At 75.3% G+C, this 3,246-nt stretch carries 4 protein-coding genes; 1 reads left to right on the top strand and 3 read right to left on the bottom strand.

The features are described from left to right. Positions 1-336: 336 nt before the first annotated feature. Positions 337-1,377 (bottom strand): P1 family peptidase, encoded by a 1,041-nt coding sequence (locus tag HCN52_RS23125; RefSeq protein ID WP_168090380.1) that lies wholly within the window; start codon positions 1,375-1,377, stop codon positions 337-339. An 88-nt stretch (positions 1,378-1,465) separates the two neighbouring features. On the opposite strand from HCN52_RS23125, the gene HCN52_RS24975 reads away from it, so the two are divergent. Then, positions 1,466-2,167 (top strand): AMP-binding protein, encoded by a 702-nt coding sequence (locus tag HCN52_RS24975; protein WP_245175386.1) that lies wholly within the window; start codon positions 1,466-1,468, stop codon positions 2,165-2,167. Positions 2,168-2,235: 68 nt separating this feature from the next. On the opposite strand, the gene mscL is transcribed toward HCN52_RS24975, so the two are convergent. Both mscL and HCN52_RS25735 read right to left on the bottom strand, forming a co-directional pair. Next, the gene (mscL, locus tag HCN52_RS23140) at positions 2,236-2,742 is read right to left on the bottom strand and encodes a large conductance mechanosensitive channel protein MscL (protein ID WP_209314891.1); all 507 of its coding nucleotides are present in this window, start codon (positions 2,740-2,742) and stop codon (positions 2,236-2,238) included. 66 nt (positions 2,743-2,808) lie between these two features. Then, a partial coding sequence (locus HCN52_RS25735; protein ID WP_168090381.1) for a hypothetical protein occupies positions 2,809-3,246 on the bottom strand: 438 nt, incomplete at its 5' end.

Raw genomic sequence — 3,246 nt, forward strand, 5'->3', positions numbered from 1 at the left:
CACCACGCCTGGGCCCCTCGCCCCAGCCGCCGGGCTCCGTGCGCAGCGGCCCCCGCATGGCGGGACCGTGCCCCGGCGTCCCGGCGACCCGGCGACCCGGCGTCCCGGCGTCCCGGCAGGCGCGGCGGGAGCGCGTGGGCAGCGGTCCCTCGTGCGCGGGGCGGTGACCGTGGCCGGTGTCACCGCCCCGCACCCGGTGCCGCTCGGCGGATGCGGCGGGGCTGCACGGCGGCGGAGAGGCTCCCTTCCACCGGACTGCCCTCGGGCGTCTCCGACAACGCGGCAGCGGGCCGCCGTGGTCGGCGTCGCGCCCGGCGTGGGGTCTCACGCACGCTCTCAGGCGTCGGCACCGTCCGGCTCGCCGTACAGCTCCCGGTACGACGGGAAGACACCCCCCGGTGTGTCGCAGCTCTCCGCCGCCAGCACCGCTCGCGCCACCGCGCGGCTCAGCGTGTCCGCCCCGGCGGCGAGCACCTCGTTGAGGGCGGCGATCCGCGACGCGCCGTCCGGCAGCGGGAACTCACCGGTGGCGAGCGAGAAGACGGTGTCCCCGTCGGTCAGCAGGTGCACCGGCCGCACCGCGCGTGCCAGCCCGTCGTGCGCTGTCCCCGCCAGCTTGTGGGTCTGGCCGTGGGTGAGTACGGCATCGGTCGCCACCACTGCCAGGGTGGTGTTGAGCGGGCCGTCGAGCGACTGCGGCGCCCGCCGGTCCGACTCCTGCCGTGCGGCGGCCAACCGCTCCGCCGCCGCCTCCCGGACCGCCGGCGAGGGCCGCCAGGACGGGGCGCCGTGCAGCGAACCGGTCAGCGGGTCGACCACCGATCCCACCGCGTTCACCACCACCAGTGCTCCCACCGTCGCACCGCAGGACACCCGCAGGCTCGCCGTGCCCACCCCGCCCTTCAACCCGCCGCACACCGCGCCCGCGCCCGCGCCGCGGTTCCCCTCCGGTACCTCGACGGATGCCGCCTCGGCCGCGGCCCGCCCCAGCGCCGCGTCCGGTCGTTTCGACCAGTCACCGCCGCGTCCCAGATCGAAGAGGACCGCGGCCGGCACCACCGGGACCACCTGGCCGGGGCGCGGTCCGACCCGGAAGCCGCGGTCGCGTTCCTCCAGCCAGGCCATCACCCCGTCCGCCGCCGCCAGCCCGAAGGCGCTGCCACCGGCGAGGACGACCGCGTCGGCACGCCCCACGAGGTTCCGGGGGTCCAGTGCCTCCGTCTCCCTGGTCCCCGGTCCGCCGCCCCGGACGTCGACCCCCGCCATGGCCCCGCCCGGCGGGGTCAGCACCGCGGTCACGCCGGTGAGCGAGCCGTTCCCCGTCCGCTCGGCATGGCCCACCAACAGCCCGGGTACGTCGGTCAGAGCGTCGCGCATGGATCCATGGCTACCACGGCGCCGCGCTCCGCACCCCCTGCCGCGGCACGTTTAGCGGACGTATATCGCGACCGTGCAGGCTCGCCCCATGACCAGCCACCAGTCGGGGGACACGGGTGACGGCGTGGCGGTACCCACGCACGCCCATCTGATGGAGTCGGGCCGCCGTGCGGCTCTCGGCCTGGCCCGCCTGGGGGCCGGCTCGGGCAGTCGGGTGGCGGCCATGCTGCCGACCTCCCCGGCGTCCTTCGCCACGACACTCGCGTGTCTGCGTCTGGACGCCGTCCGCATCAGTCTGCCGTTGGGCGACCACACCGGATGGGTCCGGCACCGGTTGCGCAGCACGGGGGCGCGGATCGTGGTGGTGGCGGACGGTTACGAGCGGGACGGACGGGTCGTGCCGCTCAAGTCCGAGCTCGACCAGGCCCTTGCCTCCTGCCCCGAGGTCCGCAGCGTCGTGGTCGTGCCGGTGCTCCGCCGCCCCGTGCCGTGGACCCCGGGCCGGGACCTGTGGTGGGACGAGGTGCTCGCCCCGTGGCCGGGCGCCGCACACCCGGGCGGCGCCGGGCGGGCGGCGTCCGCGGCCGGCCGTAGGCTGGACGGCATGACGGACAAGCCCGACCCGCCGCGCGACGCCCCGCACACCCGGCTCGACTTCGAGGACCCGCTCGCCGCCGGTTCCCGCGACGACAGTGACGAGGGCTGGGGCGGCGACGAACGCCGGAGGGTGCCGGATGCGGCGGCCGACCTCGCGCGGTTCCTCGACGAGAAGCCGCCGCACCACCTCTGACGGGACCGGCCCCCCCTCGGCGCGCCGACCGCGGTCTGGTCGCCGGGCTCCCGAGCGGCAGCCGGTACTCAGTCCTCGCCGGAGCCCGACCGCTGGGCGCCGACCGTCTTGTCCAGCTCGGGACGACCGTCGGTGGTGCGGGCGGCGCGCTGCGCGACCAGCTCGTCGCGGATCTCCGCCAGCAGCTCCAGCTCGGTGGCCGACGGTGCCGCCTCGGGCTTCTTGGCGTCGAGACGGGCCTTGAAGCGGTTCATCGGCAGGATCATCAGGAAGTAGACGACCGCGGCGGTGATGAGAAAGGTCAGCGCGGCGCTCAGGACCGACCCCCAGCTGATGAGGACACCGATCTGCTCGCCGTTCACGACGTCGCAGGGGCCCTTCATGCAGGACGTGTAGCTGTCCAGGTTCTGGGTGCCGAAGGCGCCGACCAGCGGGCCGATCACGCCCTCCACCACGGCGTTCACGATCTTGGTGAACGCCGCACCGACGACGACCGCGACTGCCAGTTCCACCACGTTGCCCCGCATCAGGAATTCCCTGAATCCGGCGACAACGCCCTGCTTTTCCTCGCTCAACGCCCTGACCTTTCCGTGTTCCTCGCGCGGTGGAGCCCGCGCTTCTCCTGACGGGCAACGAGCTGTCTACCATCGCGTCACCGTCAGATGTGAATCGTTCATGGATCCGGCGAGGGCCACCGCCGTCCGCGGTGACACCTCCACCACGATGAGTGCGCCGTCCATCCAGTCGGCCGGTCCAGTGTCGTCGGGCTGCGGGATGTCGGCTACCCGCACGCGGTGTGCGATACGCCGCGCGGCGCCGGCGGTCTCCTCGGCGACGGCGGCCGGCGCGGCGAGAACGTCCACGATGTCGCCGGGGCTGAGCAGGGCGACGACGGCCGGGTCCGCCAGGCGCACCGGGACGAGGACCGGCTCATCGTCCTCGGTGACAGGCGCGCTCACCGGCACGTCCTGCGCCACGGCGCCGCCGGCGTCCGGCGCGGTGTCGTCCCGGCCCGGGTGTTCGGCGCCGGCGTCCCGCTGTCCGCCGTCCGCGGCTGCGCCCGGTGGCGCGGGGCCGGG

It is taken from the genome of Streptomyces bohaiensis (assembly GCF_012033785.1).
GTDB classification, from domain to species: Bacteria; Actinomycetota; Actinomycetes; order Streptomycetales; family Streptomycetaceae; genus Streptomyces; species Streptomyces bohaiensis.

Coding starts and splice junctions, on each gene's coding strand:
- HCN52_RS23125 (WP_168090380.1), bottom strand. CDS start 1,377: ATGCGCGACGCTCTGACCGACGTACCCGGGCTGTTGGTGGGCCATGCC.
- HCN52_RS24975 (WP_245175386.1), top strand. CDS start 1,466: ATGACCAGCCACCAGTCGGGGGACACGGGTGACGGCGTGGCGGTACCC.